28 protein-coding genes and 2 pseudogenes are annotated in these 22,832 nt (G+C 57.5%); 9 read left to right on the top strand and 21 right to left on the bottom strand.

Annotated features, from left to right (window positions below):
• Window positions 1-38: 38 nt before the first annotated feature.
• The 19 genes and pseudogenes from LIS66_RS17595 to LIS66_RS17505 form a co-directional block, all read right to left on the bottom strand.
• Window positions 39-590, bottom strand: coding sequence for a DUF4376 domain-containing protein (locus LIS66_RS17595; protein WP_227972701.1), 552 nt, complete (start codon window positions 588-590; stop codon window positions 39-41).
• Window positions 587-2,404, bottom strand: coding sequence for a phage tail protein (locus LIS66_RS17590; protein ID WP_227972700.1), 1,818 nt, complete (start codon window positions 2,402-2,404; stop codon window positions 587-589). The genes LIS66_RS17595 and LIS66_RS17590 overlap by 4 nt, the downstream gene beginning before the upstream one ends.
• Window positions 2,397-3,020, bottom strand: a complete 624-nt coding sequence (locus LIS66_RS17585) for a phage tail protein I (RefSeq protein WP_227972699.1) — start codon at window positions 3,018-3,020, stop codon at window positions 2,397-2,399. The genes LIS66_RS17590 and LIS66_RS17585 overlap by 8 nt, the downstream gene beginning before the upstream one ends.
• Window positions 3,020-3,931 (bottom strand): baseplate J/gp47 family protein, encoded by a 912-nt coding sequence (locus tag LIS66_RS17580; protein WP_227972698.1) that lies wholly within the window; start codon window positions 3,929-3,931, stop codon window positions 3,020-3,022. The genes LIS66_RS17585 and LIS66_RS17580 overlap by 1 nt, the downstream gene beginning before the upstream one ends.
• The gene (locus LIS66_RS17575) at window positions 3,928-4,272 is read right to left on the bottom strand and encodes a GPW/gp25 family protein (RefSeq protein ID WP_115989328.1); all 345 of its coding nucleotides are present in this window, start codon (window positions 4,270-4,272) and stop codon (window positions 3,928-3,930) included. The genes LIS66_RS17580 and LIS66_RS17575 overlap by 4 nt, the downstream gene beginning before the upstream one ends.
• The gene (locus LIS66_RS17570) at window positions 4,269-4,841 is read right to left on the bottom strand and encodes a phage baseplate assembly protein V (RefSeq protein ID WP_227972697.1); all 573 of its coding nucleotides are present in this window, start codon (window positions 4,839-4,841) and stop codon (window positions 4,269-4,271) included. Before LIS66_RS17570 ends, LIS66_RS17575 begins: the two co-directional genes overlap by 4 nt.
• A 117-nt stretch (window positions 4,842-4,958) precedes the next feature.
• Complete coding sequence (locus LIS66_RS17565) at window positions 4,959-5,672, bottom strand: DUF4145 domain-containing protein (protein ID WP_227972696.1); 714 nt, start codon at window positions 5,670-5,672, stop codon at window positions 4,959-4,961.
• 70 nt (window positions 5,673-5,742) lie between these two features.
• Window positions 5,743-6,204, bottom strand: coding sequence for a phage virion morphogenesis protein (locus tag LIS66_RS17560; protein WP_227972695.1), 462 nt, complete (start codon window positions 6,202-6,204; stop codon window positions 5,743-5,745).
• The gene (locus tag LIS66_RS17555) at window positions 6,201-6,677 is read right to left on the bottom strand and encodes a phage tail protein (protein WP_227972694.1); all 477 of its coding nucleotides are present in this window, start codon (window positions 6,675-6,677) and stop codon (window positions 6,201-6,203) included. Before LIS66_RS17555 ends, LIS66_RS17560 begins: the two co-directional genes overlap by 4 nt.
• Window positions 6,674-6,859, bottom strand: a pseudogene (gene lysC / locus LIS66_RS17550) (Rz1-like lysis system protein LysC); the annotation flags it as partial. The gene LIS66_RS17555 and the pseudogene lysC, both read right to left, overlap by 4 nt.
• Window positions 6,774-7,217: an Rz-like lysis system protein LysB gene (gene lysB / locus LIS66_RS17545; RefSeq protein ID WP_227972693.1), complete on the bottom strand. Its 444-nt coding sequence runs from the start codon at window positions 7,215-7,217 to the stop codon at window positions 6,774-6,776. The gene lysB and the pseudogene lysC, both read right to left, overlap by 86 nt.
• The gene (locus LIS66_RS17540; protein ID WP_227972692.1) at window positions 7,214-7,420 is read right to left on the bottom strand and encodes a hypothetical protein; all 207 of its coding nucleotides are present in this window, start codon (window positions 7,418-7,420) and stop codon (window positions 7,214-7,216) included. The genes lysB and LIS66_RS17540 overlap by 4 nt, the downstream gene beginning before the upstream one ends.
• Window positions 7,417-8,259, bottom strand: coding sequence for an N-acetylmuramidase domain-containing protein (locus tag LIS66_RS17535; RefSeq protein WP_227972691.1), 843 nt, complete (start codon window positions 8,257-8,259; stop codon window positions 7,417-7,419). The genes LIS66_RS17540 and LIS66_RS17535 overlap by 4 nt, the downstream gene beginning before the upstream one ends.
• Complete coding sequence (locus tag LIS66_RS17530; RefSeq protein WP_197047888.1) at window positions 8,256-8,579, bottom strand: phage holin, lambda family; 324 nt, start codon at window positions 8,577-8,579, stop codon at window positions 8,256-8,258. The genes LIS66_RS17535 and LIS66_RS17530 overlap by 4 nt, the downstream gene beginning before the upstream one ends.
• A gap of 45 nt (window positions 8,580-8,624) precedes the next feature.
• Window positions 8,625-8,837 carry a tail protein X gene (locus LIS66_RS17525; RefSeq protein WP_160769727.1) on the bottom strand — a complete coding sequence of 71 codons (213 nt, stop codon included), beginning with the start codon at window positions 8,835-8,837 and terminating at the stop codon, window positions 8,625-8,627.
• A complete protein-coding gene (locus LIS66_RS17520) occupies window positions 8,837-9,307 on the bottom strand; it encodes a head completion/stabilization protein (protein WP_227972690.1) in 471 nt (156 codons plus the stop codon). Before LIS66_RS17520 ends, LIS66_RS17525 begins: the two co-directional genes overlap by 1 nt.
• Before the next feature lie 104 nt (window positions 9,308-9,411).
• Window positions 9,412-10,113, bottom strand: coding sequence for a terminase endonuclease subunit (locus LIS66_RS17515; RefSeq protein WP_227972689.1), 702 nt, complete (start codon window positions 10,111-10,113; stop codon window positions 9,412-9,414).
• Between the two features lie 3 nt (window positions 10,114-10,116).
• Complete coding sequence (locus LIS66_RS17510; protein WP_227972688.1) at window positions 10,117-11,136, bottom strand: phage major capsid protein, P2 family; 1,020 nt, start codon at window positions 11,134-11,136, stop codon at window positions 10,117-10,119.
• Between the two features lie 44 nt (window positions 11,137-11,180).
• Window positions 11,181-12,011, bottom strand: a complete 831-nt coding sequence (locus tag LIS66_RS17505; protein ID WP_227972687.1) for a GPO family capsid scaffolding protein — start codon at window positions 12,009-12,011, stop codon at window positions 11,181-11,183.
• 169 nt (window positions 12,012-12,180) lie between these two features.
• On the opposite strand from LIS66_RS17505, the gene LIS66_RS17500 reads away from it, so the two are divergent.
• From LIS66_RS17500 to LIS66_RS17480, 5 genes are all read left to right on the top strand, one after another.
• Entirely contained in the window at window positions 12,181-13,938 is a 1,758-nt protein-coding gene (locus tag LIS66_RS17500; RefSeq protein WP_160769722.1) for a terminase ATPase subunit family protein, read from the top strand.
• An 11-nt stretch (window positions 13,939-13,949) separates the two neighbouring features.
• A complete protein-coding gene (locus LIS66_RS17495) occupies window positions 13,950-14,963 on the top strand; it encodes a phage portal protein (protein ID WP_227974526.1) in 1,014 nt (337 codons plus the stop codon).
• 32 nt (window positions 14,964-14,995) lie between these two features.
• The gene (locus LIS66_RS17490; protein ID WP_227972686.1) at window positions 14,996-15,898 is read left to right on the top strand and encodes a hypothetical protein; all 903 of its coding nucleotides are present in this window, start codon (window positions 14,996-14,998) and stop codon (window positions 15,896-15,898) included.
• A 60-nt stretch (window positions 15,899-15,958) separates the two neighbouring features.
• Window positions 15,959-16,819, top strand: coding sequence for a DUF2971 domain-containing protein (locus tag LIS66_RS17485; protein ID WP_227972685.1), 861 nt, complete (start codon window positions 15,959-15,961; stop codon window positions 16,817-16,819).
• Between the two features lie 1,491 nt (window positions 16,820-18,310).
• Window positions 18,311-18,673: a DUF6124 family protein gene (locus tag LIS66_RS17480; protein WP_042609076.1), complete on the top strand. Its 363-nt coding sequence runs from the start codon at window positions 18,311-18,313 to the stop codon at window positions 18,671-18,673.
• A gap of 93 nt (window positions 18,674-18,766) precedes the next feature.
• Here LIS66_RS17480 and LIS66_RS17475 read toward each other — a convergent pair whose 3' ends face one another.
• Window positions 18,767-19,555, bottom strand: a complete 789-nt coding sequence (locus LIS66_RS17475) for a transporter substrate-binding domain-containing protein (protein ID WP_227972684.1) — start codon at window positions 19,553-19,555, stop codon at window positions 18,767-18,769.
• A gap of 99 nt (window positions 19,556-19,654) precedes the next feature.
• Window positions 19,655-20,125: a hypothetical protein gene (locus LIS66_RS17470; protein WP_042609078.1), complete on the bottom strand. Its 471-nt coding sequence runs from the start codon at window positions 20,123-20,125 to the stop codon at window positions 19,655-19,657.
• 164 nt (window positions 20,126-20,289) lie between these two features.
• On the opposite strand from LIS66_RS17470, the gene LIS66_RS17465 reads away from it, so the two are divergent.
• From LIS66_RS17465 to LIS66_RS17450, 4 genes and pseudogenes are all read left to right on the top strand, one after another.
• A complete protein-coding gene (locus tag LIS66_RS17465) occupies window positions 20,290-20,958 on the top strand; it encodes a ribonuclease T2 (RefSeq protein WP_227972683.1) in 669 nt (222 codons plus the stop codon).
• Window positions 20,959-21,094: 136 nt separating this feature from the next.
• Window positions 21,095-21,578 (top strand): annotated as a pseudogene (locus tag LIS66_RS28015) (PAAR domain-containing protein).
• A gap of 4 nt (window positions 21,579-21,582) precedes the next feature.
• The gene (locus LIS66_RS17455; protein ID WP_227972682.1) at window positions 21,583-22,314 is read left to right on the top strand and encodes an alpha/beta hydrolase; all 732 of its coding nucleotides are present in this window, start codon (window positions 21,583-21,585) and stop codon (window positions 22,312-22,314) included.
• A complete protein-coding gene (locus LIS66_RS17450) occupies window positions 22,311-22,832 on the top strand; it encodes a hypothetical protein (RefSeq protein ID WP_227972681.1) in 522 nt (173 codons plus the stop codon). The genes LIS66_RS17455 and LIS66_RS17450 overlap by 4 nt, the downstream gene beginning before the upstream one ends.

Below are 22,832 nucleotides of genomic sequence, written 5' to 3'. Positions count from 1 at the left end.
GAGAGGCGCTACAGGACAGCGCCTCCCGACGAGACCGATTACGGTTTCGTAGTTGGTGTCGCTGAGTCCGGCCAACCTTCATTGAGCATCTCATCGCGATACTCGCCGGCTTCAATCGCCTGCAACAATGCATGCTCGCGGTCAAAACATGCCTGAACGTGTGCACGCACGGCCTTGGCTATGGCAATAATTTGCGCCGACCCGATCTCGACGAAACCGGCGGCCGTTTTGAAGTTGCAGCGATAGTCCGGATCAAGGACTGCGGACAATCCGGTGCTGGCAATCAACGCCTGGCTGTCGCGTGTCGTCTCGATGGACAGCCCTTCGACTGTGACGCCGGAGCCCTCCCGCCTGAAACGCTCGGCGGCGATAATTTCACTGAGCGGTTCAGGAACCACGATGGGCAACCCTGGCGGCGAAAATTGCCACGCTCCGTCCATCTCGATCGCTTTCCAGCCAATGGCCGGCGCTGGCTCGATGCCGTCCATACACACCCAGATCATGGAGGGGTGATACATCGTCGAGATATCGCCGCTCACCTCGACAAACTCAAACACCTGATCGGCATAGATCCGCGCATAAATACTCATGTCCACTCCTCAACATCGATCCAACCATCAGCGCCGTGACCGCCGCGCAAATGCGCAGGGTATGAAGGAAGCGCAACGGCACCGCCGCCACCTGAACCTGGGTTGACCGCATCAGCACCCGGCGCGCTGGTTGAGATGGAGTTACCACCCGGCCCCATTTCGCTCGCACCGCCCTCGCCAGATACGACAAAGTCCGCTTTTGGCCCAATGACGCCACCGCCCCCTTTGCCCGATCCATTATTCACGGTCGCGCCGACCGCCGGCTGTGAGTTTGGGGTCTGGCCGAGGTATAGCGGCGGCACCACGTTCGCCGACAACCCGCCACCGATACCGCCCGGCGCGGTAACATGCGACCCGAATGAAGTGGCCCCGCCGTTATTACCCGGACCAACCAGCACACCGGTGCCGCCCTTGCCGATCGTGGCTACCACACCGTCAAAGCCGCTATAAATCCACGTATCGAATGGCGCCCCTGCACCGCCGCCGCAGCCGGCGGAAACCTGCCCAGTCGCGGTGGATGCTGCACCGCCGCCAGCAGCGCCTGCCCCCTGTCCCTTCACCCGGATTTTGTTGGTTCCAGGCGTCGACCAGTAAATCTGAGTCGCACGAATTCGCCGCGTGCCGATCAGACGCCCCGTCGCCTTGCGCACTTCATCGGCCAAAACACCGACGTCAATCACGCCCTGATTAACCGGCGCACTCCAAGCCTTGATACACCACATCACCGCGACGTTACGCGGCCGGGCGACGCCGCCGCCGGAAGGGTACGCGCCAGCGGTTACGCCCGCTGTCGTGTAAGAGATTCCGACGTTGGGATAATCCGAATCCTTATAGGTATCCGCCTGAGCCTCGACCGCCGTAGCGCGTGCGATATCAACCGATGCGCCGCCGCTATAGTTGCTGTCAAACACCACGAGCGTGCCGAGCTGGGCGCTGCCAATCGCTCGCCCCGCATCAATACCCCGGCCATGATCCCAACCCCGCAGGAACTCAGCGCGCAGATCCGGCAGACGGAAGTTGCCGGCGCCCTCGTTGCCCTTGTTGAAAGCAGTCCCCAGATAATCCGACAGATCCGGATAGACGATGCTGCTCTTGACGCTGCCATCCAGCTCAACAAAGCCTGCCGGCATCTTATTCAGCGGGAACGACACGACGGTGCCCACTGGCAGTGCCGTCGCCTTGGCAATCAGCTCGTCTATTTCGGCCGCTGTGTAGGTGTCCTTGATGCCCATCGCGGCCAGTGTTTCCGGGTTATCGCCCGATAGCACGATCCCTCGGGTATCGGTCTTGACGCGAGTGAATTGCCCTGCCTGTTTGTCTGCGGGCAGCGCACTTTTTACGGAGTCATCGACGTATTTCCGTGTCGCTAGCACTACCGACGGATCAATCTTCAACTGAATGTTCGACGTGCCGCTGGTGATGATGTGCATCCGCACCACCTGGTTGCGGCCAGAGCCTTGGGCGAGCAGAGGTTTGTAGCTCGGCGCGACGTTGGCCACCGCGCTAAACACGCCGTCCTTGTCTTCAAGGGCCAGTTCACGGATCCACCAGCCGCCGACGTCGGGCGGCAATACCAGCTCGGCAATCAGGACGTTTTCATCGGTAGGTGAAACGAACAGTTGGTTGATCTGAGCGCGATACCGTTGATTGATCAGCTTGGTCTGCGAAGGACTCGGTACCGGGTCGGTGCCGTTGGCGTCGCCAATCAGCATATGGCTCGGCTCCCACGGTATACCGAGGGCGTCGCAGTTGGTTTTCTTGGCGACGCCCTGCGTCGTCAGCATGCCGCCGAAAATAGAATTCTGGTCAACCATGGGGATACACATCCAGTTCGTCGAGGGTGAAAAGGCTGACGCCGCTGTAGCCCCGGATCGCGACATCGATGTCCGGGTTGTTCCAGGGGTACACGTCGATTTCATCGCCGTCGTAAACAGCGAAACCGACGAAGGCGTCGAGTTTGGTTTCAAGCACGATGTCGAGACCGGTCAGGTGCCGGGTGAGGGGTTTCGCGTCGTCGATCAGCCAGACCAGTTCCTGGTACATCGCTTCGGTGATGCCGGAGTCGAGAACGCCGATGCGCAAGGCGAAGGTGCCCGGTGTGCCGGGGGGAACGGTCTGCCACCATTCGGCGACCTCGATCAGGTAGCCGAGAGGTTCAACGACCCGGCGCAAAGCGCCGATGGTGCCCTTGTGCGAGTGCACGTAATACGCGGCACGGCAGGCGGCACGCTTGGCGGCTTCTGACCATTTGCTGTCCCAGCGATCGACCGAAAACGCCCAGGCCAGATACGGCAATAAGGGCAGGGGACACAGGTCAGGGTTGTAGAGCGTGCGCAACGGAATCGGTACGCGTTGGATTTCTGCCAAGGCCTGTGCGGCTTGGCGCTCCAGTGGTGTCGAGTTGCCGGGTAGCAATGGCTGGTAGGTCATCACTCAACCCCCAATGTCAGTTCCACGCTCGTGCAATACGGCGCCTGGTACTTGGTGGCGACGATGTCTTCCCAGTCTTCCAGCACTACTTTGCGCACACCCTCGACGTGCAGCGCGGCATGCACGATGGATTCGGAAACTTCCAGTGCCAGGCGTCGGCGCTGATGCACGAACTGGAGCAACTGGGCTTCGGCCGCTGCGAGGACCAATTCAGTTTCAGGGCCGTTGCTCAGCGGGTAGATTCTGGCTTTGATCTGGTAATTGATGATCTCCGCGCCTTGGACCGTAAGCCGATCGGCGACGGGCCTGCGGTCGTCGTCGCTGAGGTAGGTTTTGACCTTGTCGAGCAGCGCCGGCGACGCGGTGCCATCGGCCAGCACCGATTGCACGGTAACCACGGCTTCGGCCGGCGCCGGGCTTTCGGCAGTGGCGTCGGCGACCTGACCGTCAGCGGACCGAGCGTGGAAAATGTAGCTGTTGCGCGGGCCGGCGGTGCTGAGGCCTTCCCATGCCATTTGCGCACGTTCGCGCAGGCTGTCGTCGCTTTCCATCAGCTTGGGGAGGGGCGGCACGGCAGTCGGGTTTGCAGCTTGAATGACCAGGCGCTTCACGTTGAAGTTGGCGGCGAGCTGTTCGAGGTCGGTGCCCTTGGCCAGGGCGAGCATATTGGCGACGGATGCTTCATTGACCCGCTGACGCCAGACAGTTTCGCGGTAGGCGTTTTCCTCGAGTAATTTGGTCAGCGGCTCCGACTCCATGTTGAGGCGGGCGGCAATCTCGGCTTGTTCCTCAGCGGGCCAGAGGCTGACGGCGTAGGCCTTGCGCTCGGCGAGGATCTGCTCGTAGTCGATCTGTTCAACGATCTGCGGCGCTGGCAGTTGGCCGAGGTCGATGGCGACAAAAGTATTCATACGCTGCCCCCCAGTTGTAGAGGCACGCTTAGGCTCAGCGGCTGATTGTTGTCGACGATGGTGCCTTCGAACTCCAGCGACGCCTGGCCCTGAAGGTTCGCGCCGATGAACTGGATACGGCTGAGGCTGATGCGGGTTTCCCAACGCATCAGCGCCATGACGGTGGCGGCGTAGACCTGCAAACGGGTGAAGTCATTGAACGGCTGATCCACCAGCTCGGGGAGCAGGCTGCCGTATTCGCGGCGCATGACGCGGGTGCCGATACGAGTGGTCAGGATGTCGGTAATGGACTGGGCTATATGTTCGACCAAGCCGAGGGCTGCGCCGGTTTCTCGGTTCATTCCGGTTTCCCCGTCTTCGCGCCGCCAGGCATGACACCGCCGTGCAGGTGCTTCACCAGACTGATGCCTGCAGCGATGACATCTTCGGACACAGTGACCATGCCGGTGACGTTCTGGTTGCCGGTCTGGGTGTAGTCGCCCTCATGGTTGATCGGGCCGACGATGTGGATGCCGCCGGTGCTGACCAAGTTGGTGGTGCCGCCTTCGGCCAATGTGGCGTTGAGGTGGTGAGCGACGCTGTCGTACTCAATGACGGTGCCGTCGCGGTAGGTCGTTCGGTGCAGGCCTTCACGGTCGCCGTTGGCTGGGATGTTGTCGCTGAACAGGCCGGTCAGGACGATGCCATTGCCGAGTTGGCCGGATGGGCTGAAGAGGATGATCTGCTCGCCTTCGGTGGGCGGGTTCCATTCCCGGTCGGCGCCGGCTCGGGCGGCGAGCCATGGCAGCCAACCGGTGGTGAGGTTTCCGGTTTTAACCTGCACGCGCGGGGGCTTCATCTGGACGGCAGCGATGGTGCCGAGGCGGATGAGGTTTTCGATCAGGCGGGCGAGGGTGGCTAAGTCATTCATGGCGCCGATGGTGGCGCCATGCGTGTGCGAGTGCAGTCTTGCTGGTGTGTAGACGCTGCTCTTACAAATCGACGTTTATGCGTTTGTGATTTTACTTTTTTTCAATACCACTAATTTTCATTGTTTCTTCGGTCGTGGTTGGCGAGGAGGGATTTTGTCCGCGATGCTCAGAGCGGATTTACCACTGACCACGGTGCGCTGTAGGAAATGCTCTAGTGTTGCAAGTAGGGGTTTAAACTCTGCTTCGGTAGGAGACCAGGCGCGGTGGGCTGCCGCACTTCCCGCATTTGCGAGGACTCCCAAAGTCGATGCTTCAGTTTCTCCAATGAAACCCCGTTCTTTGAGCTTCCGTATTTTTTCATCCAGTGTATGGCCAGGGTCAATCTGTAATGCTTCGGTGGCGCGGTCGAACGCTGTCCTCAAGCCAACTGCTGCCAAGATGAGCAACCCAGCCTCAAAAGCCATATACGTTTCATCAAGAATTCTGTGAAGCTGCGGGTCGACACGTGCAATCTCCCAAATCCAATCAGGTTTTCGGTTTCCCTCAACTTCAATAGCTGGGAAGGTTGTCACCCTTACAATGGGGACCTGCACCTGATCACGTTTGATGTAATCGTATTCGATTTCGAACAGTTCGCTGTCCCAGCTTTTGATGTGGAGGAAAACAGTCTCACAACCACAGCATTGTAGGAGTCTCGACTCGTCGTTGCCCCAGTTGTAGTTGACCTCGTCTCCTAGCTCCCAGGGGACGCTTACAAAGCCGTGCTCTACGCATTTCCTTTCTCCCTTACAGCGGGGGCAAAGCGCTTTGACTATCTTGGCTTCTTCCAACTCCACTCTCCATTTTCGTACAATTATTTCGTTAGCATTGCACGGCGGAGGCAATATTGAGAATAGAAGCTTATTGATCAATCAGGTGGGTTAACAAAGCGTCTCGAATTAATCCTAGATCTGTATCGGTGAAGCCTAGTAATTCCCGCTGCTCATACCGGGTGTCCGGTGCGTCGCGTTCCGCGCGATCTTTTAGTCCAAATTGATGCACTCTAGCAATTCTCGCGATGCGTCCTGTAAACCCAACTCTAATAGTGCTTCCGTCGGCTTTTACCTTCAAAAACGTGGCGGTGCGCAGCTTCTGAAACATCTTCACCTTCCGCTTCACCCGACCCTGTTTACCACGCAGATTGCGCTGCTTGCGCGGTGCGTATTCGCTGCCGTCCGGGTTCTGCTGGGCAATGATTCGCTGCTGCTGGCTGCGACGTAATGCCTGCCCAACGCTTCGTGCAAGCTTGTTGCGCGACGCCGGTTCGAGCTGCCCAAGCAGCCCCGCTGCCCAGTCTTCCAGCGCTTCCAGTCGATTGGTCATTTGGGCACTACCCATTCGCTACCAGTACCCTGCGCACCAGGTATCCAGTTCGGATCAAGAAAGTCAGCAGCCCGTTGCGGCTCGCCAGGATGTCGAATGGTTGTGTTGCCCTGGTCATCCTTGCCCACTACCACACGCTCGGTCAGCGGCAGCGTCAGGCTCATATCCACTTTGCTGTTGTCGAGAATGTCAGCCTCGAACTGAATGCCATCAGCGGCCTTGTTCAGGTTTTCCAGCAGTTCGGACTGGTGAACGCTCAGCCAACCCAGCAGCGGCAACATGACGCTATCGGGATGGCCGGCGAAATCGGTGAGGATGACTTGCAGGTCGAAGATGTACTCGAACGACAGCGACTGCGCGGCGGTGCAGCGGATCTTGCCGTTGTCGATGAAAATCAACAGTCGGTCGGGGTTGTGCTTGAGTTCGGCCACCGTGGCGAGCAGGTGGGCTTTCAGGCTGTCGGGCTTGTTCATGGTTGGGCCTGCTGGTGTTGGTAAACCATGTCCACCTGGCTCGCACAGTCTGCCCAAGCGGCTTCGACACGGTCCTGGTCGGTGAGCTGATCGCCGTTACTGCGCGGGCTGGTCGCCGGCAGCGTGCACGGCACCACGGCCGGACAGCCACTGACGATAAGCGTCGGCGCCAGTGAAGGCGGGGCGCTCGCGCAGCCGGCGAGCAGCATCAGGCAAAGGCTGGGCAGCCCAATTGCGTAGGTCGGCGTTTTCACGTTTCAGAGCCTCGATGGTGAGTTCGCGCTTTGCCAGGCCTTGGCGTAGTTGATCCTGTTGCGCGCGCAGGGTGGTCTGGGCGTTGCGTTCCTGTTGCAGGGTGTCGCGCAACGCGTTGGCATTGGCGAGGTTGCGTTCGGCTTGTTCTCGTGCGCGGCTGGCGTCTTGCTCGGCCAGTTGCGTGTCCTTGTTCGCCCCGCTGATGCGCAGCTCTTGGCTCCAGATCAGCAGCCCCAGCGCTGCAAGCAATGCAACTCCGAGCAAGGCCTGCCGTAGGATGCTCACGCCCGGTACCAGCCAAGCTGATTCATGTCGCCGACGTCCATGTGCTGGATCGGGCCGCGAATGATGATGACTTTGCGCTGAGGGTTCTGGATGCAGAGCGCGTCGCGCAGCTGCACCATGTCCTGCTGATCGCTGTTCTCTGGCACTACCAGCAGATCACCGTCTTGGACATCCAGCCGCTGCACCGCGTTGAAGTCGATCATGCCGCCACCGCCTGCCCGCAACCGCAGTCGTCGTGCCGTTCGTAGGCGCGCTGAAGTTTGATGTCGTACAGGTTTCGCTGGTAGTCCGGTCCGTTGTAGAGCTTGGCGAACTCGGCCCATTTACGGCCCTTCAACGTCTTGTGTAGCACCGGGTCGGTTTCAATGAAACGGACGAACGCGTCGAACTGCTGCGATTCTCCCGCGCTCATGGCGGCGACAAATTCCTGCACGCTGTTGTAGCCCAGGCGCTGCCAGTGAAAGCCCATGATCTGGAACGCACCCCATGACGCGGATTCCAGTGCGGCGGTGTCGTCGATCAGGCGCGCGGTCGACAGCCGCTGGTGTTCAGCGCTGCCGCCGGCATAGCCGCCGGATTTCGGATTGACGATGGCCGGGTTGGTTGCGGCCAACTGATCAGCGTGGCGTTTGAGCGCGGCGGGGTCGTCGCCTTCGTGCCGAACTTTCGCCAGTTGGCGATACATGATGTGTCGTTCGAACAGGATCACCGGTTTGCCATTATCGAGAAAGCCATTGCCTTTCGATTCAACTTCATTGACCGCGTAGACGCTGGCCAGCGGCACGCCGAGGCGTTCGGCGGCGTTGACTAGGTCTGCATTCTTTAGCAACTGCTGGCAGTCGGTGCCAGTGAGCGCGCTCAGTGTTTTGCTGCCGGCGACGCCATCAGCCACCAAACCAACCTTGAGTTGATAGGCGCGCACGGCGTGTTCCGTGGCGTCGCCGTAATCACCATCGACGTTCAGTTTGGCGCCGTGTTGGTTGAGGCTCTTTTGCAGATTGCGCACCGCTTGCGAGCGGTCACCGTGGCGAAGTGTGGTCATAGCTGTTCTACCTTGCGGTTGAAAATCTTCTTGGCAGCCGCGCGCGTGCCCTCAACGCCGAGTAGCCCGATGACGCCTCCGAAGAACGGCGCAGTCGAGGCTGGAATCCCCAGCAGCGACAGCCCGTGACTCGCGGACAGAGCGAGTGCGCCGCAAAGGGGAGCCTCGATCACCATCCGGCGCACGGTGCCGCCGCCATAGATCACTCGAAGGCTTGCGATGATCACGGCCAGCAGGCCGGAGTAAATGGCGGGCCAGTTCTGTTCGAGCCAGGCGGCGAGCCAGGCCCAGGTGTCGGGACGGTCAGGCATGCGTTTCATTCCATGATCCAGAGTGGTTGGGTTCAAGGGCGCGGTGCGGGCGGTTCAGTCCCATAGGTTCACCATTTGCCGTTGCGGGGCGGCGGCTTGGGCTTCTGGCATTTGCACCAGGAGGCCTTGCGGCAAGGTCGGGCCGTGGTCGGCAAGGCCGGGGTTGGCTTCGAGTACTGCTTCGGTGACACCGGCGGTGCGGCCGTAGTGACGCCAGCACAGGGCATCGACGGTGTCGTTTTGTTGGGCGCGGATGCTGACGGCCATCAGATCAGCTCCACAGTGGTACGGCCGAGACCGAGGAAGTCGCGCACGGCCCAACGCTGGTCGCGGCGCAGTTCGTCGATGCTCGGCGTCAGTTCCTCGGCGTTTTGGTTGCCACTGTTGGTGCTGTCATAGGAACGGTAGCGCTCGCAAATCTCCGCGCCGGTCGCGGCATAGATCGCCCGTTGGTAGAGGTGAACGAGTTCAGATTTGTCCTCGATCTGCTCGGCCGGTACGTCCGCGAGGGTGGTGTAGCCTTCGGCCTGTTTGGCGCGGCGCCAGGTGGCAAACTCGCGGTTTACGCTGATGGCGGCGGCAATGGTCGCGGTTTCCAGTCGGATCGGCGTGACGCTGGAGTCGATGCGCAAAGTGCCGCGCACGTCGTCGAGGTCGATCGATGGCCAAAAGGGGTCGGTGTTGATGTGGCCGCTGGGGGCCGGAGTACCGCTGCCGCCCGCTACGAATCCGCTCATGGATCTGCGCTCTGTTGTAGGTCGCCGGTGGTCGGGGCTTCACGTTCAGGAGGAGCAGCCTGGCCGATCCGCCCCGAGCCGGCGGGGTGCGTGGGGACGCTCGGTTAGCTGCCAGCGGCAGCAAGTTTGTTGAGCAGGCGTTCGGCCCGCTCCAGATCCTTTTTGCCACCGCAGGCGTCGTGCAGGTCGATGGCTTTTTTCAGCAAGTCGATGCCGGCTTGAACCTGGCCGGGTTGGCCGGGCTTTTCGTCGGTGACGCCTTCTAGTGTTGCGCGGCCCATGGCGAGGAACAGCTTCGCACGTGCCTGGTCGGGCATGTCTTCGGCGTCGGTCAGTTCGGCGGTGCGGTGCAGGACGGCCAGGTCGAAAGGCTCGCCGACCTTTTGCGCCTTGAACGCGGCGGTCGCGACTTCTTCGGCGACCAGACAGCCCAGCGTGCGGGCGAAGCGGTCCGGCATGACCATCTTGTATTGCAGCACGTACTGCGCGATGTCGAGGCCACCGGTGAAGTCGCCGGCGTCGAAGCGCCAGACCATGATGGTGGTCAGCACTTCGTCTTGGGCACCCTGGCCAGCGTCCAGCACGCCTTGCACATAGGGGACGTATTCGGGCAGCAGCTGACGCTTGAGTTCGGCCTTGCCCTGGTTCGATTGCACCTGTTTCAGGCGCAGGCGATCTTGCAGCAACTGGTTGAGCTGATGTTCGTAGGCCGTGGCGCCGGCCATGGTTTGCGTGGGTTCGGTCGCTGCCGCCTCAATGGCGGCAGTGACTCGTTGGAAATGCTGCTTGGCGAGGCTGCTGGCCATGGCTTATGCCCCTTCAAGCTCGATGTTTTCGACCAGGCAGCCGAGGCCATAATCCTCAACGACATAGGCATCGTTGCTGGATTCGTAGTTCTCGATGCGGTTCTTTTCCGGCGCCTCCTTCACGTAGCGACGGCGTCCACCGATCTGCCAGTAGATGGCCAGGTTGCTCAGCGTCGTGATCAGTGCAGCGCCGTCGGGCACATACGGCACTTCGATTGGCTGCTTACCGCCCATGCGCTTTTGCGACAGGATCATGTCGGTTGCCAATTTCTCGGTGGCCGGCTGCTCCTTGTTGATCAGTGGGAAATATTTGTCGTGCACCAGGTTGCTGCCGAGGATGACCACGATGCCCGGGTCCTTGCGGTGCCAAGGATCGATCAGATTGGCGATGGCGTCGTACACCAGCGCGTCGAGGTTGTTGTAGTCCGCTTCTGCACCGGTGCCGATGACGATTTTGCCGGCGGTTTTGCCATCCTTGAGCACGCGTGCCGAGGCGTTGTTGCGGTACTGCTGAAGCCAGCCGATGTTGACGTCTTGCAACAGGGGGTTGGCTTGGCGGTCGGTGGTGGCGGCAGCGCTGACGCCGTTGAAGCCGACCATGATGCGGTCGAGGGCCTGGCGCTTGAGGATCGCGTCGCGCAGGCGTGCCTGGAAGTCGGGGAACTTCGCCCAGGCGTCGAGCTGCGCGTAGCGGATCGCGGTGTCAAAGTCTGTGTGCTTGGCTTCGTAGCCTTTCTTGTCCAGTGACGACACGTCGCGAGGTTGGCGCACGCCGTTGCCGGTGGTGTCGGTACGGCCGGCGATTGTGCTGCTGACGCCAAGGCCAACTTTTTCGCCTTGCAGCTCATCGACGCCGATGATGCCGATCTGGCCGAGGAATTCGCTGGATTCCTGCATGCGTGTTTCCAGCGTTTGCTGCACGGTCGGATCGACCGCGAAGGTGGCGGCAGTCGAGGATACGCCGTTGAGGCGCGCCAACTGACTCAGGTAAGCGTTGAAGTGTTCGCGAGTGTCGTTACGCATGAATATCGTCCTTCGTGGGTCGGGGGCTGTGGGTGGGCCGGCTGTCAGCAGTCGGTCATGACCTGGTTGTCGCCACCGGTGACCGGAGGGCGCTTCTTCTGGTTGTGGTCTTGGGTGTTCGAGAGCTTTGCCTTCAACTCGGTGAAGTCCTTGCTCAGTTGGTCCAGCCGGGTGCTCAGGCCGGCGGAGAATTTCTTCTCGGCGGTCAGTTGGTCCGGCAGGTCCTTGACGTGCTCGGCGACGGCTTCGACGGCTTGGCTGATCTGCGAAAACTCGGCGTCATCCTTGGCCTGTTTGCCGCCGAGCAGGATTTGCACTTTGCTGAAAAGCTGAGCGCCGAGGCTTGGTTTTTCCTCGATTTCTTCAAAGGTCAGCTCGGTTTCCAGCGCTTCGGTGAACATCGAGGTCGCGGAATAGTGGCGATCCTTGAACGGGTTGGCGTCTGGCTTCTGCGCGGAGAACGCCAGAACATCGGTGCCGAGACTGGCCGGGGAGTCGGTTACCGCGAGCCCGACGATGTACGCCTCGCCGGTATCGGCAAAGCTGTCGTCGATTTCGATGGAGGTGTAAATCTTCTGCTTCGCCTTGTTCATGGCGATCAGATCGGACGTCGGCTCAACCTGGGCAAACAGCGCCAGTTTCTTCTGCCCGTTGATGTCCACTTCTTCGGTCTTCACAGCCAGCACGTCGCCATAGGCCTTGAATGGGCTGTCCGGCATCACGCTACGGTAGTGCTCCAGCCATATGCGGGCGCCGTAGGTGGACGGATTGAAGTTTTTCGCAGCCTGTTCCAGCCAGGTACGTTTGATGATGCGCTTGTCGGAGGTAGCGCCCTCGACGGCCACGCGGAACCAGTTGCTGCGAAATTTCTTCATGCCGAAAATCCTCATTGCTTGGGGCGCCTGCTGTTGGGTGAGCAGTGCGTTGCGATGAAGGGCATGGTCGTGACGCGCGCGAGTTGCGGCAATGAGGCAGGACTGTAGGGCAGGGCGGTACAAGCGGCAGCGCTATTGAGTCGCGGGCGCGGGCGGCAGCATCGCGGCCATGACTACGACCGAACTGCTGCCTATCGACCCCCGCCGCCAATCCAAGTTTCTCTACTGGATGGGTTGGCGCATCTGCGAGATTGCCGAGGCTACGGGCGAAAAGGAAAAAACGCTACACAGCTGGAAAGCTCGCGATGAGTGGGACCGGGCGGACAACGTCGAACGCATTGGCGGGGCACTGGAAGCGCGGTTGGTGCAACTGATCCTCAAGGAGGGAAAAAGCGGCGGCGACTTCAAAGAGATTGATTTGCTGCACCGGCAGTTGGAGCGGCAGGCGCGGATTCAACGTTTTCAGGGTGGTGGTACCGAAACCGACCTGAACCCGAACCTTGCCAAGCGCAACGCCGAGCCGAAGAAAAAGGCCGTCAAAAACGAGATTGATGAAGACCAGATCGAGCTGCTGCGCGAGGCCTTCATCGATGGCTGTTTCGACTATCAGAAAGACTGGTACCGGGCTGGCAATCAGCGCACCCGCGTCATTCTCAAGAGCCGGCAGATCGGTGCGACTTACTACTTCGCACGCGAGGCGTTCATCGATGCGCTGGACACCGGGCGCAACCAGATTTTCCTGTCGGCCTCGAAGAACCAGGCCTACCTGTTTCGGGGCTACATTCAGGCGTTCTGCCGCGAGATTATCGGCGTCGAACTGACTGGCGACCCCATCGTTTTGCCCAACGGCGCCGAGCTGTTTTTCCTCGGTACCAATGCGCGTACCGCCCAGGGCTATCACGGCAATTTCTACTTCGATGAGTTCTTCTGGACGTTCAAGTTCGAGGAACTGAACAAAGTCGCCTCGGGCATGGCGATGCACAAGAAGTGGCGCAAAACGTACTTCTCCACTCCGTCTAGCATGGCCCATGAGGCATACACCTTCTGGACCGGCGAGCGTTTCAACAAGGGCAAGCCCGCCGCGCAGCATACGAAGGTGGACGTGTCCCACGGCGCGCTCCAGCAGGGCCGGTTCTGTGAGGATCGATTGTGGCGGCAGATCGTCACGATCCTGGACGCGGAACGCGGCGGTTGCGATCTGTTCGACATCGAGGAACTGCGCCGCGAATACAGTCCCGAGGCGTTCGCCAACCTGCTCATGTGCGAGTTCGTCGACGACGGCGCGAGCATCTTTCCGCTGACCCTGTTGCAGTCCTGCATGGTGGACAGCTGGGTCGAGTGGGCCGAGGACTACAAGCCCTTCGCCATGCGCCCGTTCGGCGACCGTCAGGTCTGGATCGGTTACGACCCGGCCGAGACAGGCGACTGTTCCGGCATGGTGGTGGTCGCGCCGCCGCTGGTGCCCGGTGGCAAATTCCGCATCCTCGAGCGCCACCAATTCCGGGGCATGGACTTCGCCGCGCAGGCCGCGTTCATCAAGAGCGTCTGCGACCGCTACTGGGTGACCTACATCGGCATTGACGTGACCGGTCTGGGCAGCGGCGTGGCCCAGCTGGTGCGCCAGTTCTTCCCGGCGGTGACTACCTTCAGCTACTCGCCCGAAGTCAAAACCCGCCTGGTACTCAAGGCGTATGACGTGATCCACAAGGGCCGGCTCGAATTCGATGCCGGCTGGACCGACATGGCCCAGTCGCTGATGGCGATCCGCAAGACGGTCACCGCCGGCGGGCGCCAGTACACCTACACCGCCGGCAGAAACGACAACACCGGCCACGCCGACCTGGCTTGGGCACTCTTTCACGCATTGCACCACGAACCGCTTGAGGGGCAGACCACTGCCAACACCGGGCGTATGGAGATTTACTGATGACCGAACAAATGGCCAACCAGACGTTGCCCGCGACCACATCCGCTACAGGCGCCGGGACTCAGGTGTTTTCCTTCGGCGAGCCGACGCCGGTGCTGGGTGGTCGGGAGGTCTTCGACTATCTGGAGTGCTGGTTCAACGGGCGGTGGTATGAGCCGCCACTGTCGCTGGATGGGCTGGCCCGGTCGGTGGGAGCGAGTGTGCATCTGCATTCAGGGTTGATGTTCAAGCGCAACCTGTTGAGCAAGACGTTTATCCCGCATCCGCTGTTGTCACGGGCTTCGTTTGAGCAGTTTGCTTTGGACTTTCTGTGCTTGGGCAATGGGTATCTTGAGGGGCGGCGTTCGCGGTTGGGCGGGGTTCGGAAGCTGGAGACGCCATTGGCCAAATACATGCGCGCCGGGCCGGATGGGCAGTTTTACCAAGTGCGAGGGTGGAAGGATGAACACGCGTTTGAGCCGGACAGCATTTTTCATTTGCGTGAGGCGGATTTGCACCAGGAGATATATGGGTTGCCGGAGTGGATCAGCGCTTTGCAGTCGGCGTTGTTGAATGAGTCCGCAACCCTGTTCCGACGCAAGTACTACGAGAACGGAAGTCATGCTGGGTTCATCCTTTACATGACTGATGCGGCGCAGACAGAAGCGGACATCGATGCGCTGCGCAAGGCACTCAAGGAATCGAAAGGGCCGGGGAATTTCCGGAATCTGTTTGTTTACTCGCCGACCGGCAAAAAGGACGGGATTCAGCTGATCCCGGTGAGCGAGGTGGCGGCGAAGGATGAATTTAACTCGATCAAGAATCAGACGCGGGATGACGTGCTGGCGAGCCTGCGGATTCCGCCGCAGTTGATGGGGATTGTTCCGCAGAATGCGGGCGGGTTCGGATCAATAAAAGAGGCGACAGACGTCTGGATGGAAAACGAGCTTGCACCAATACAATCGCGTATGGCGCAGCTTAATGACTGGGTGGGAGATGAGGTGATTAGATTTAAATCCCTGTCAGACCTTAGGGCTTTGGACTAATCTCACGATTTACAATCATGTGGAGCTTGCCCGTGACTGATGCAACGGTTTTGCCGATGGAGTTGGGGGTTTTCAAAGAAGGCTGTATTTCGGGTATTAGAGAGGTTACGCCGGAGGAACTAGCTATTTATAAAAAGCATACCAAAATTTTGGCTGAGTTTGCTCGTGGATATGAGTTGATTCAATGTGTGCAAGATAGCTTTCAAGAGTTGATATCTAATTTGATTAAGGTTGCTCATCAGCAGGCTGGTGCTGATCACGTACTTAATGCAGCCTTTTATGAAGGGTTGATTCTGTACGGGAATAGAATGCTTCTAAATGTTTTGTATAGTGTTCGTACTTTCCTAGATCATCGCGAAACGGCGATAAAAAGAAAGTTTGGCAAGGATTCTTCGCAACTCGCAAATTTCAAGGCGCATACTGCGTTGGAATTTGATAGCTATTTTTCATATGGCTTCTTTTATAAGCTTAGAAATTATACTCAGCATTGTGGGATGCCACCTCTACACTTTACCATGGATCACTCGCCAGTCAGGGAGAATGAGGTAAAAATTGAAGTAACCCTTGATCGAGACGCTTTATTAGAGTCTTATTCGGAATGGGGGGTGATAGTTAAGAAGCAGCTCGCTCTTCAAGCTGAGAGGTTTCATCTTCTTCCATTGCTGGAGGAGTATATCGAATCAATTACGCGAATATATCTAAAGTGCTATTTTTATGAGTGCTATTTAGAGGTTGGAAGTAGTAGGCGGTGGATGTGCGATTTTATAGGTGATGATAGACCGATAGATTTGTATACCATATTTACGGCAAGGCCAAAAAATTTTGAAGAGGGGGAAGGGATCCATTTAAACCTGATGTGGGTGCCAACTCAGACGATGTGTAAAGTTTTGCTTGTTGAGGAAAGCCTCTATGATCTCGGACACCAAGGCAGCTAGTATCTCGGCATGGAGGTCAGATTTGAAGGTTGCTTAGCGTAGTAATTAGGGAGAAGAAGGATGGGAATCGATTTGTTGGGCGATCTGAGGCCAGACACCAAAATATGGCGGTACATGACCTTAGATAAGTATATTCACTTGCTGGATTCGGAAACCTTATATTTTAGCACTTTGAATGAGTATTCGCGCAGCGATCCGTTCGAAGGTATGCCGCCGTTGCGGATTATAAAAAAAATTCGTCAATTAGTGCCTGTTGACTCAAGAATTAAAAAAGATTTAGCTGCTTTGAAGGCCATGCCGAAAGATGCAGATTTGAGATTGTCAAAAGATTTGAGCGAGTCGCTGGCAGAATCGATAGATGAGGAACATCGTAATTTTACGGTGTTTGTAACTAATATGTTCAAGGGACACGTTGTCAGCTGCTGGCATGCTAATGAATTTGAGTCCGAAGCAATGTGGAAACTTTATGGTGAGGGGCATAAGGGGGTGGCGATACAATCCACCGTTCAACTGCTCCAAGAAGCATTGTTATCGACGGAGACGATAAAAATTGCAAAGGTGATCTATACGGATTACGAAGAGCCATCCGATGAAAGTCTGCGCCATCTTGTGAAGTCTGGGTTGGGGCCAGTAATGAAAAGGATGTCGTTCGCTCATGAAAATGAAGTGCGTGCATATTTCTTACCTTCAGAGTTCAAGGTGGGCCGAGACTCTCCTAGTGCCAAGTCGTATGCAGTAAAGGTCAAAGGATTAAATTTTTTGGAAAAAATTGTTGTTTCCCCATATGCGATTGAACCGTATGCGTCGGCTGTAAAAGCAATATCCGAAAAGTATCAGTTGGAGTGTCCTGTTGATAATTCAGTATTATTGAAAGGTCTAGATGGTCTTTTCAATCTTGGCGAGAATAACGGGATCTATTGATTGCCAGAATTAATATCTATTGAAACCACCTTCTAGGTGGTTTTTTTTTATCAAAATTTATCCGCGGGATTCGCCCATGAAGTCCTTTTCCAACTCTGGCGCGCGCCGTCGTCCCCCCACCTCGCCTGCGGGCTAAATGGGTCTTTTTTTCCGCAGTTCTGCACCTGGCCAAGCGCCCCCACAGCCGGGCGCTGTAGTAGTGGCGTCGAAGGTCCAAAAGCCTGCGGATCCCTGCGAAGGGTAGGGTCTGACAGGGCGGATCTGGCGAAGCGGGAGGCAGGTAGACGAAACCTTTCGATGCGGGTTTTTCAGGAACGCCATCGGAAAAAAGTAATGTGGTAATTCAAATATCGGAACACCGGTAAAAGCCCCGTATTCATTGGCTTTGCTGGCTTACTTCGGAAAGTAATTTTGAGTAATGAAAAAGGTAATGTGGCTGCAAGTGGTTGATTTAGAAGGGATGCACAAAAACAAATATTACTTCCTTAAAAGGTAATTACCTTACTTCTACATTACTCAAAAATTACTTCATGCCGATCTTTTGCAGCCCAGTAAAATCAAGGCTCTCAGCAAGATTGACCGTTCGGCTTACCAAAATTACCTTTTTCCGATGCCTTTCCCGAACAACGGCATCTCCTATAAGGCGGCGCAGCCGATGGCCGCTGGGCTCACTCACGCAGATGATAAAGGGACACTCTCGCGCAGGACCTTTTGCCCGTGCGGAAACGCTTGTAGGAAGTGCTTGGGATTGGAGCGACTGGCGTATGTGTCGATGATGCGAGAGGACTGTCGCTTGTCCCGCCAGGGGGAGAAAAAGAAATGGGGTGGTACGAAAATGGTACGTGCGTTTCTAGATGGTGCTGGAGGCCGCGACTTTAGCGGCCTGTAGAATTAGCCGTGCCAATCCATCATTGGGGCGACGGAAAAACGGCGGGAGAGTGGGGCGGGTTGTAGGGACATGTGAGGAATCTGGATCATGAAGGCGAAGGCGCAAGAGTTTATCAGGTCTGCGAACCAGCAAAGGCTTGCGAGGCGCTGTTTGTGGTTTGAACTGGGCTCCGACGCGCTCGGCCTGATGGGAGGAAGTGTATATCTGCCTGTTTTCTGTCCTTCAATATCCGTTTAAACGGTTACGCGGGCGCTTGTTTAAATCTGACTAGTGAAAGTCATTCGAAGCCTACGTTGTCTTGCGCCTCCCCCTACACCTAAGACAGAATCCGCCGGCTTGTGCGTCTAGCCTGCGGGTTCTATCGTCCCTGGGTCACTGAAATCAGTGATCGGGTTTGGTAGCCCGCTTCGTGTCTAGATGCATTGCGTCACCTGATTCAGGTCGCTTCTCAGCGCTCGAATATCATGGTGGTCATGCGTGGGGTCCATTCGTGGGCGCCGGGTTCTAGTGCGACCGGTCTACCAACCCGCGTATGGCCGCCACCCTTCGTTTGGTAGCGAGGGTGATGGCTCCTTTTGGTAATCGCGCTAGAGGATTCACCCATGTTCAAACCCACACCCAATCCGCCGGACACCGATCCCGCATCCCCGTACAAATCCCCAGACTCAAAAAAACTCCACGACGCCGCCGAGCGTGCGCTGGATTACTACCTGCCTCCCGCCAGTCACATCAAAGCCTCCACCAACCAGCCCGAACGCATGTTCCTCGCCAACCCTGCGTACGACAGCGAATCCCTGTTGGCCAATGCCAGCGAATCGCTGGGTTCGGCCAGCACCATGCTCAACGACTTCGCCGCGTTACTGGAAAACTCGCACCGCAAGACGTTATTGGGCATCGCCCAGGTAGTGATGCTGGGAGAGATCGCAGTGAATCAGGCGTTGGACAAAGTTGAAGTGAAGGCTTGAAGCGAACCTCGCGGTGACGGAGCGCTTATCCGTCACCGCGAGGCTATATGGTTAGCTGAAAAGTCGCCGTCACCGCTGCACGACGATTAACCGTTATTGAGACGGCACCGCAATCCACTCACTCAACGTCTGCTGATACTTGCCAGTGACCTTGCTCAAATGCAGCCACTGATCGACATACAGTTTCCAGCTGATGTCATCACGCGGCAGCAAGTACGCCTTCTCACCGTATTGCATGTACTGATGCGGATTCACCGCGCACAAACCGGGTTTGAGTTTCTGCTGATACAGCGCTTCCGACGCGTCGGTGATCATCACGTCGGCTTTGTTGTCGAGCAGTTGCTGGAAGATCGTCACGTTGTCGTGCAGGGCCAGTTGCGCTCTGGGCAGGAAGGCGTGAACGAAAGCTTCGTTGGTGCCGCCGGCCGGTTCCACCAGGCGCACGTTGGGCTGGTTGATCTGGTCGATGGTCTGGTATTTGGACTGGTCGGCGCAGCGCACCAGCGGGATTTTGCCGTCGGTATCCAGGGTGTTGCTGAAGTAGGCTTTTTTCTGCCGTTCGAGGGTGACGGAGATGCCGCCCATGCCGATGTCGCATTTGCCGGCCTGCATATCGGGCATCAGGGTTTTCCAGGTGGTTTGCACCCATTGCACTTTGACGCCGAGGCTGTCGGCCAGGGAGCGGGCCATGCTGATGTCGATGCCTTCGAAGTCGCCATCGCTGCGCTTGAACGTGTACGGCTTGTAGTCGCCGGTGGTGCAGACGCGCAACTGGCCTTGTTGCTGGATGCTGTCGAGGTGGGTTGACGGTTCGGCTGCCTGAGCGGTGAAAGGCAACGCGAGCAATGCACCGAGCAGGAATGTGGTTTTTGTCGTTGGCATCTGTCGGACTTTTCTCTGGAGTGGGCGGGAAGAACGTGTTCGAAGTTAACCACGTTCTCACCGTTGATCCAGTCCGCTGTCACCGTCAATGTTGATCCGTTAGAGGCCCAGCCCTTGCTGCACCACTTGCAGCAGATTGTTTTCCGTCAACGCAATCGCATCCAGCTCCTGGCCGGTCTCGATAGTTTGCAGCCACCAGTGACTTTCGCCATGCTCGTCAACCGTGCGCAGCAACGACTGATCGCGCCCTGGCACCTTGATTTCGACACGCCCGCAACCATCCTCGGTAAACCGCGCAATCGGATCGAACGTCAGGCTGTGATGGTTGGCCTCGATCACCAGTTGGTCGATGGCGTAGTCACGGGCTTCGCCATCCGGCGAAGTTTCGCAAACGTGCGTAGGATTGCGGCGAATCTTCAGTCCTACTTCGGTGACTGGCTGCAGCCAGCCCTCGATGCGGTGGTACAAGTCGTACACCTGAGCAGGCCAGCAATCGATTTCCAGCGCCGCATCAGCCTGGGTATGCCGGGTCTGCTTGAGTCTGGCGGCGAGTTCGTCTGCTTTACTCATGTCGGTTCCCTTGTTGGATGTCTGCCTGTTCAGCGTAGACCTTTGCACGGCGCAGGGCCTTGCCTTGCGTCATGCGCTTGCAATACAAACGTGTCGAAATCAGCGCTGGCCAAGCGTGGCCATCAACGAAAACCACGGACGCAGGCGTCCCAAGGAATGGGTTAATGAAAAAGCTGTTTACAATTCTGGCGCTGATTGCGCTGACGGCCGGTAGCATCGGCATAAGCTCGGCGCGTCAGCCGTCATCTAACAAAGCGCAGGCGGAGTCGGTGGCAGGGGTGTTCGACTACTACCTGCTGGCGCTGTCCTGGTCGCCGACCTTTTGTCTGACGCACAAGGACGACGCGCAATGCACCGGCAAGGGTTATGGGTTTGTCCTGCACGGTTTGTGGCCGCAATACGCCAAGGGCGGCTGGCCAGAATCCTGTCCGCCGCTGATCAGGCTATCGGCGGCAGAAACCAGCAAGGGCCTGACGATGTACCCCACGAAAAAACTCCTCGATCACGAATGGTCCAAGCACGGCACCTGCAGCGGTCTCGGTGCGATGGGCTATCTCGACAAGTCAGATCAGGCTCTCGGCGCTGTGAAGATTCCGCAGGAACTGCAACCGTTCGGCTCGACGTCGTACTACTTCGAAGCGCAGGAGATTGTCGATCTGTTTCGCAAGGCCAATCCGGGTATTCCCGAGGATGGAATCGCGGTGGTTTGCAGCGGCCCGCAGCTGTCGGAAGTGCGGGTGTGCTTGGACAAGGATTTGCAGTTCGGCGCGTGTGGCAACGGGGTGAAGACTCAGTGCCGCGCGGGGGATATTCGGGTTCCGCCGGCACGGTGAGACATCCGTAATGAGCCAGGACAAACAGGCGCTCCCGTGAGCGCCTTTTTTTCGCCTGAAGATTTGAAGCGCTTGGCAAATTCACGCATGCTGCGCGCCTCAAAGGATCTGCACGACACATTGCAAGGAGCTGTTCATGAGCGGAAAACCCGCTGCCCGCGTCACCGACCCGACCGCCTGTCCATTGCCAGGACACGGCACCAACCCGATCGTCAGCGGCTCGCCGAACGTGAATTTCGACGGTCTGGCGGCTGCACGCATGACCGACAAGTCCGCTTGCGGCAGCGCGATCAGCGGCGCTGTATCCGGCACCGTGTTCATCAATGGCCTGAGCGCGGCGACGCTGGACAGCACCGGTGGCCACGGTAATGTCGTCATCGGAGGTTCAGGCACGGTGATCATTGGCGACACCGTAGTCGTGGCGCCTGCCGATGCCGGTGCACTTCACCGACAAGTTGAACCTGGTCAACGATGTGACCGGTGAACCGATGCCCGATCACCCCTACATGATCCAGCGCGCCGACGGGCGCATGGAGCACGGCGTTTCTGATGCCGCCGGATTTACCCATGAGGTCAGTTCGCACCTGCCTGAAACAATCAAGCTGTTTCTGGAGGAGTGAGGCAATGACGGCTGAGACGGTAACGTGCGCGAAGGGCAACACTTACAAGCTGCATAAGGAACATGTGCTGACCGACAAGAAGGATGTCAGTGCCAAGCCTGTGCCGGTGGAAAGTACCAGGGCGATTGTGCTTTTTATTGGTGGGGCTGGGGATAAGGAGAGTTATTACTTTTCTGGGCCGTATGGAAACATCCAAGAGGCGCGCAAGGAATTTGATGAGCGAGCTTTAACGCTCGCGAGGGAAGGGAAATACAAGTCGGATTGGTTGGGTTACAACCAAGTCAAAGGAAAGCAGGATATACAGCGGTACGTCCTAAGTCTGATCCCCTATAAAAGCTGTCCCGTTTACATCATTGGGCATAGCCTCGGTGGGTGGAATGGCGCGCACTTGACGAAGTTGATGTCGGATTGGAATTACAGAGTTCAAATGTTAATTACCCTTGACCCGGTGGGTGAGGGGGCTTTGGTCTGGGCTGGCTCAGACATCTACTTTGGCGCTCCCGATCCAGTCGCTCTTGACTGGATAAACGTCAAGGCAACGCCATCCAGAAGAGACTCATCAGACGGAGTCGCGGATTTTGGCGAGAAATGGACAATTTCATGCGGACCTTCATTGAACACCAATGTTGACACCAATCACGCGAATGCATTGGGATTGTTCACCGCGCGTATCGCCGGGGGAAAAACGGCGAGTGATCTTCTCTTCGACTCGATCATGAAGGAGTTTCCAGCATGAACAGGACGTTGCTTTGCGCGTTTCTGGCTATTTGCTCAGGGTGCGCCAAAGACCATGTTATGCCTGCCGCCCACCTGAAATTCATGTCAGTTGAAAGAGAGCAGTCTGTTTTATACGTAATCAGATATCAGTCTGATGTTGATATTCTGGATCTTTTTGGACTAGGCGAGCGGGAAGGAATGATCTCAGGCATGCTCAAATGCGCTTTGGCTGACGATCAGGATTTCTCAGTGGGCAAAGGCATTCGGTTTTCCTCATACGGATTGATCAGATCCGAGAAAACAAAAAGCGAAAGTGCCAAATTCTCTTACTTCACCCGAGCGTTCATGAGTGAAACTTCCAGCGATCAGAGTTCGGAAAGACATTTGTCAGTAGCGGAGCTGAACAACCTCCTATCCAATAAAACCCAAATCCCCTGCAAAGTCGTCATCACCGCCTACGGCTACAAACCCTACTACTCAAACACCATGAACATCCCCACCGCCGACCTGCTCCGGGAAATCAACAAACCCGAATAA

This window comes from Pseudomonas sp. HN2 (assembly GCF_020736465.1).
Taxonomy (GTDB): domain Bacteria; phylum Pseudomonadota; class Gammaproteobacteria; order Pseudomonadales; family Pseudomonadaceae; genus Aquipseudomonas; species Aquipseudomonas moraviensis_A.
Note: the sequence above shows the minus strand (reverse complement) of the source record. Positions and strands in the feature narration are given on the sequence as shown.

Excerpts from the sequence above, each read along its gene's own strand:
- LIS66_RS17540 (WP_227972692.1), bottom strand. The coding sequence starts at position 7,420 with ATGATCGACTTCAACGCGGTGCAGCGGCTGGATGTCCAAGACGGTGAT.
- LIS66_RS17455 (WP_227972682.1), top strand. The coding sequence starts at position 21,583 with ATGACGGCTGAGACGGTAACGTGCGCGAAGGGCAACACTTACAAGCTG.
- LIS66_RS17480 (WP_042609076.1), top strand. The coding sequence starts at position 18,311 with ATGTTCAAACCCACACCCAATCCGCCGGACACCGATCCCGCATCCCCG.
- LIS66_RS17530 (WP_197047888.1), bottom strand. The coding sequence starts at position 8,579 with ATGAAACGCATGCCTGACCGTCCCGACACCTGGGCCTGGCTCGCCGCC.
- LIS66_RS17475 (WP_227972684.1), bottom strand. The coding sequence starts at position 19,555 with ATGCCAACGACAAAAACCACATTCCTGCTCGGTGCATTGCTCGCGTTG.
- LIS66_RS17470 (WP_042609078.1), bottom strand. The coding sequence starts at position 20,125 with ATGAGTAAAGCAGACGAACTCGCCGCCAGACTCAAGCAGACCCGGCAT.
- LIS66_RS17515 (WP_227972689.1), bottom strand. The coding sequence starts at position 10,113 with ATGGCCAGCAGCCTCGCCAAGCAGCATTTCCAACGAGTCACTGCCGCC.
- LIS66_RS17535 (WP_227972691.1), bottom strand. The coding sequence starts at position 8,259 with ATGACCACACTTCGCCACGGTGACCGCTCGCAAGCGGTGCGCAATCTG.
- LIS66_RS17580 (WP_227972698.1), bottom strand. The coding sequence starts at position 3,931 with ATGAATACTTTTGTCGCCATCGACCTCGGCCAACTGCCAGCGCCGCAG.
- LIS66_RS17485 (WP_227972685.1), top strand. The coding sequence starts at position 15,959 with ATGGGAATCGATTTGTTGGGCGATCTGAGGCCAGACACCAAAATATGG.
- LIS66_RS17590 (WP_227972700.1), bottom strand. The coding sequence starts at position 2,404 with ATGGTTGACCAGAATTCTATTTTCGGCGGCATGCTGACGACGCAGGGC.
- LIS66_RS17510 (WP_227972688.1), bottom strand. The coding sequence starts at position 11,136 with ATGCGTAACGACACTCGCGAACACTTCAACGCTTACCTGAGTCAGTTG.
- LIS66_RS17495 (WP_227974526.1), top strand. The coding sequence starts at position 13,950 with ATGGCCAACCAGACGTTGCCCGCGACCACATCCGCTACAGGCGCCGGG.
- LIS66_RS17575 (WP_115989328.1), bottom strand. The coding sequence starts at position 4,272 with ATGAACCGAGAAACCGGCGCAGCCCTCGGCTTGGTCGAACATATAGCC.
- LIS66_RS17555 (WP_227972694.1), bottom strand. The coding sequence starts at position 6,677 with ATGAACAAGCCCGACAGCCTGAAAGCCCACCTGCTCGCCACGGTGGCC.
- LIS66_RS17465 (WP_227972683.1), top strand. The coding sequence starts at position 20,290 with ATGAAAAAGCTGTTTACAATTCTGGCGCTGATTGCGCTGACGGCCGGT.
- LIS66_RS17595 (WP_227972701.1), bottom strand. The coding sequence starts at position 590 with ATGAGTATTTATGCGCGGATCTATGCCGATCAGGTGTTTGAGTTTGTC.
- LIS66_RS17450 (WP_227972681.1), top strand. The coding sequence starts at position 22,311 with ATGAACAGGACGTTGCTTTGCGCGTTTCTGGCTATTTGCTCAGGGTGC.
- LIS66_RS17520 (WP_227972690.1), bottom strand. The coding sequence starts at position 9,307 with ATGAGCGGATTCGTAGCGGGCGGCAGCGGTACTCCGGCCCCCAGCGGC.
- LIS66_RS17525 (WP_160769727.1), bottom strand. The coding sequence starts at position 8,837 with ATGGCCGTCAGCATCCGCGCCCAACAAAACGACACCGTCGATGCCCTG.
- LIS66_RS17505 (WP_227972687.1), bottom strand. The coding sequence starts at position 12,011 with ATGAAGAAATTTCGCAGCAACTGGTTCCGCGTGGCCGTCGAGGGCGCT.
- LIS66_RS17585 (WP_227972699.1), bottom strand. The coding sequence starts at position 3,020 with ATGACCTACCAGCCATTGCTACCCGGCAACTCGACACCACTGGAGCGC.
- LIS66_RS17570 (WP_227972697.1), bottom strand. The coding sequence starts at position 4,841 with ATGAATGACTTAGCCACCCTCGCCCGCCTGATCGAAAACCTCATCCGC.
- LIS66_RS17560 (WP_227972695.1), bottom strand. The coding sequence starts at position 6,204 with ATGACCAATCGACTGGAAGCGCTGGAAGACTGGGCAGCGGGGCTGCTT.
- LIS66_RS17500 (WP_160769722.1), top strand. The coding sequence starts at position 12,181 with ATGACTACGACCGAACTGCTGCCTATCGACCCCCGCCGCCAATCCAAG.